Origin of the sequence: Streptomyces sp. UH6, from assembly GCF_013421635.1 — a bacterium.
In the GTDB taxonomy this organism is placed as follows: Bacteria; Actinomycetota; Actinomycetes; order Streptomycetales; family Streptomycetaceae; genus Streptomyces; species Streptomyces abyssomicinicus.
In genome coordinates this window covers 1-2,244 of sequence record NZ_JACADT010000933.1, presented here as the reverse complement: position 1 = coordinate 2,244, position 2,244 = coordinate 1, and the positions used below count along the sequence as shown (strand labels likewise).

Here is a 2,244-nt window from a genome sequence, read left to right as displayed (position 1 = left end):
CGCCGTCCGCGCCTACCGCAACGTGCTCTCCGACGACCCGGGCAACGAGGAGGCCAAGCTCGGCCTCGCCCAGGCGCAGTTGCTGGAGCGGGTGCGGGACCTGAACCCGCAGAAGGTGCGGCAGGACGCGGCCGAGAAGCCCGCGGACCCCGCGGCGCAGATCGCCGCCGCCGACCTGGACCTGGTGGGCGGTCACGTCGAGGACGCCTTCGGCCGGCTCATCGACACGGTGCGCCGGACGGCCGGTGACGACCGCGAGGCCGTGCGGGTGCGGCTTCTGGAGATGTTCGAGGTCGTCGGGGGTGACGACCCGCGGGTGGTCGCCGCGCGGCGCGCGCTGGCGCGCGCCCTGTTCTAGTCCGGTTCCGGTTCCGGTCCCGGGTTCCGGGAGGTCCGCCGGCGGCCGTGAGGCGGTGAGGGCGGGGCGGGGAGACACTCCCCGCCCCGCCCTTCCCGTTGTGCGGAACTCCCACGCGGAAAGTTTCGCGGGGAAAGCATGCGCCCGGTGTGAAGGGCGTTCCCCCGAGGGGCATGTTGCGGCCACGCTTTGCCAAATCTTGGGAAATGAACCAGCTGTTACTGGCAGTAAGAGTCGGGCTGCGATGCGCCCCGCTGCGCGGTTCTTTGCCCGCCTTTGTCACGTGATGGTGCGCAACCCTCCGTCGTGGGCCGGTGCGGGACGCGTGATCCTTCGTGGCCTCCCCGTTACCAGCGGGTAACGAGACCCCTTGCGGGGGCGCGAAGAATGCACAACGATCGGCGACGCTCGGTCCTATTCCGTACGCCCGACAACCAATCGGGCGCATGTGATCAAGGGTCCCCACCGGGCAGGGGCGGTGTCACCGTGACGCCGTGCCTGAGGACAGGGGGGTCTTCGCCCGTGGCGGAGCCTGTCCGAAAAGGTCGCACGGGACCACCTGTCCCATGCGGCCAGTGGTTGTCGCTCGGGGGTGATCGCCGGTGATTCGGGCGCATGCCGCGTCGTACGAGAAACAGGCGCTCTCCTTCCCGAGGACGTAGCACTTCTCCCATCCCTGCCCGGCCCGAGCCGCCATCTGTGGCAGCCGGGACCAGGAGATGTACGTCCGAGAAGGAGGACATATGCAGTCCCAGCTGCGTGGCGGTACCAGATGGAAGCGGTTCGCCGTCGTCATGGTGCCCAGCATCGCCGCCACCGCCGCGATAGGCGTCGGCCTGTCGCAGGGCGCGCTCGCCGCGTCGTTCAGCGTCTCCGGCCAGTCGTTCAAGGTGACGGCCGACCGTCTCGAGGGCGACGGCTTCAACCAGTACGGCTCCATGGACAAGGGCGTCACCCTTGACGGCAAGGAGACGTACCACCCGGTCGCGGTGTCGGCGTTCAAGTCGGCCGACATCATCAACATGTGCCAGTCCGTCGTGACGCCGCACGTGCCGGTCTTCGGCAACATCAGCCTGCGGCTCACCGCGGGCACCGGCGACACGCCGGTCAAGGCCGAGAACCTGTACATCGACGTCGAGAGCCTCGAGACGACGTCGGCCGAGTTCAAGAACATCGACATCGGTGTCGCGGCCGGCCAGGCGAGCAAGGGTCCGGAGCTCTCCGCGGGCGCCAACGGCAACGGGTTCGCCCAGCAGGCCGACTCGGCCGTCCTGACCGGCGTCAAGCAGACGGCGTGGGCGACCACCGCCGGCACCTTCAACCTCAGCAACCTGAACATGTCGCTGAAGACGGGTGTCCACGAGTGCTACTGAGCACTCGCTGACGAGCGAGGGAGCCTCGGCTCCCCCGCTCGTCCCAGCCCCACGCACCACCACACTCATCACGGCAACGCCGTTCCAGGGAGCTGTTTTCCATGAGCGCCGAGACTCCTGCCGCGCCCGGTAGCGAACGCCTTCGGGTCATCCGGGGGAACTTCCGCACGTGGCGGGGCACGCGGCCGTTCTGGGCCGGCCTCTTCGTCATGTTCGCCGGTCTGCCCATCGGGTACTTCCCCTACGCCGACCTGCACATCGGCAACCTCACCATGACCATGGCCACCACCGCCGGCGCGGGTTCGCTGATCATCGGCGTGCTGCTCGGCGTGCTCGGCCTGTGCCTGTGGTTCCAGCGTCACATCCAGATCTTCTGCGGCGTGGCCGCCATCCTGCTGGGCCTGGTCTCCATCCCGGTGTCCAACCTCGGCGGGTTCTTCATCGGCTTCCTGTTCGCCCTCATCGGCGGTGCCATGGCGGTCGCCTGGGCGCCGGGCCGCCCGGACCGGCAGG

General features: G+C 69.0%; 3 protein-coding genes. All 3 read left to right on the top strand.

Features of this window, described 5'->3' with window-relative positions; all coding sequences use genetic code 11:
- A partial coding sequence (locus HW445_RS27715) for a tetratricopeptide repeat protein (RefSeq protein WP_180223609.1) occupies positions 1–358 on the top strand: 358 nt, incomplete at its 5' end.
- Positions 359–1,101: 743 nt separating this feature from the next.
- A complete protein-coding gene (locus HW445_RS27710) occupies positions 1,102–1,731 on the top strand; it encodes a DUF6230 family protein (RefSeq protein WP_180223608.1) in 630 nt (209 codons plus the stop codon).
- A gap of 101 nt (positions 1,732–1,832) precedes the next feature.
- Positions 1,833–2,244: DUF6114 domain-containing protein (locus tag HW445_RS27705; protein ID WP_180223607.1), on the top strand; the 412-nt coding region annotated here is incomplete at its 3' end.

Coding starts and splice junctions, on each gene's coding strand:
- HW445_RS27710 (WP_180223608.1), top strand. CDS start 1,102: ATGCAGTCCCAGCTGCGTGGCGGTACCAGATGGAAGCGGTTCGCCGTC.